Here is a 1,132-nt window from a genome sequence, read left to right on the forward strand (position 1 = left end):
AAAAAAGAGTCTAAAACAGCATGAGCCGTAAAGTGCAAGACAAAATTGAATATTTTTAAACTGCTAAGGCATGTTCCCTGTATTCGCAGGGAGTCATGCCTTTTGTTTTCTGTGATATTCGTCGATTGTTAAACCAATCGACGTAATTCTTTGTGATTTCCTTGAATTCTCCAATAGGTTCTGTTGCAAAGTTTTCCAAAAAATCTATTTTAGTGTAAAATTGAGAAAAAAGACAGAGAGGACAGAGTAATGAATCATTTTAAAGGCAAACAATTCAAAAAAGACGTCATTATTGTCGCTGTTGGTTACTACCTGCGTTACAATCTAAGCTATCGTGAAGTTCAGGAATTGTTATATGATCGTGGAATAAATGTTTGTCATACTACGATTTATCGTTGGGTGAAAGAGTACAGCAAAGTCCTCTATTATCTTTGGAAGAAGAAAAATAGACAATCCTTCTATTCATGGAAAATGGACGAAACCTATATCAAAATTAAGGGACGTTGGCATTATCTTTATCGTGCACTTGATGCGGACGGCTTAACCTTAGATATCTGGTTACGAAAGAAACGGGATACGCAAGCAGCCTATGCTTTCTTAAAACGACTCCATAAACAGTTTGGTGAGCCGAAAGCAATTGTGACCGATAAAGCACCTTCTCTTGGCTCCGTCTTTAGAAAGTTACAGAGTGTGGGTTTATATCCTAAGACAGAGCACCGAACTGTGAAGTATCTTAACAATTTAATAGAACAAGACCATCGACCTATTAAACGACGAAATAAATTTTATCAAAGTCTCCGTACAGCCTCTTCCACGATTAAGGGCATGGAGACCATTCGAGGAATATATAAAAAGAACCGAAGAAATGGAACGCTCTTCGGCTTTTCGGTGTCTACTGAAATCAAGGTATTAATGGGAATACCAGCCTAAGATATTTGGAGTTCAGAGAGGGCGAGTTTGATTTTCAAACTTCGCAACAGAACCAAAATAAGCATAACTTTTAAAGTGCTCCATAACTGTTAGATTTCTTGTCTAACAATTATGGAGCACTTTAGGTTCCCTGTGCTTTTTTATTTGTTCAAAAACAGCAACCGTAATTTGTTTTTTCCCAGTACTATAGCTAACTTAAATG

Annotated in this window: 2 protein-coding genes; one reads left to right on the forward strand and one right to left on the reverse strand. The window is 36.8% G+C overall.

Annotated features, from left to right (window positions below; genetic code table 11):
- Positions 1-55 precede the first annotated feature (55 nt).
- Positions 56-199 carry an IS3 family transposase gene (locus ACWD1Z_RS37760; RefSeq protein ID WP_101812836.1) on the reverse strand — a complete coding sequence of 48 codons (144 nt, stop codon included), beginning with the start codon at positions 197-199 and terminating at the stop codon, positions 56-58.
- Positions 200-249: 50 nt separating this feature from the next.
- On the opposite strand from ACWD1Z_RS37760, the gene ACWD1Z_RS37765 reads away from it, so the two are divergent.
- Positions 250-930 carry an IS6 family transposase gene (locus ACWD1Z_RS37765; RefSeq protein ID WP_451125470.1) on the forward strand — a complete coding sequence of 227 codons (681 nt, stop codon included), beginning with the start codon at positions 250-252 and terminating at the stop codon, positions 928-930.
- Positions 931-1,132: the final 202 nt, after the last annotated feature.

The sequence above is a fragment of the Streptomyces sp. NPDC002784 genome, from assembly GCF_053592135.1.